Here is a 616-nt window from a genome sequence, read left to right on the forward strand (position 1 = left end):
GTGCTGCTGGTTTACATATTGTTCCCGTTAGTTCACCAACTCGAAATGTTAATTATTTGAATGAAATTGATAAACTTGTTCAAGATGAAATTTGTCTGCGGTTGACAGTCACCGACCTTGCAAATCCTCAGTTGATTTCAAGATATGTTTCTAGGCTGAACATTCCATATCAGAATATAGATGTTGTGATTGATCTACGCGATTCAATTACGGATGACAATTTACAATCTGGACAAAGCCAAACTCTAGCTGCGGGTTTAATTAATAACCTTCAATACTTAAATAGTTTCCGTAGGGTAATATTAGCAGGTGGTTCATTCCCTGTAGATTTAAGCCAGATCTCAATAGGTGTGTATTCACAACCTCGTTTAGAATGGCTTTTATGGCAAGCATTGCATACAGGTTCAGTTTTAATGCGGCAGGTAATTTACAGCGACTATGGAGTTCAACATCCTGATTACACTAGACTAGCTACTAGATTTCCTAGCGTATCAGCAAGTGTAAGATATACAGGTAATGATTATTTTTGGGTTTTCAGAGGAAAAAAAGCCAATCAGTACGGCTATGAACAATATGGTGCACACAGCGCAGATATAGTTGTTCACAGTGATTATTC

Annotated in this window: 1 protein-coding gene; it reads left to right on the forward strand. The window is 37.5% G+C overall.

The features are described from left to right. Nucleotides 1–616, forward strand: a 616-nt coding sequence (locus tag AC1DUO_RS26015) for a beta family protein (protein ID WP_477989624.1), incomplete at both ends; no start/stop codon positions are given.

The organism is Rahnella sp. P4_A8 (assembly GCF_056402435.1).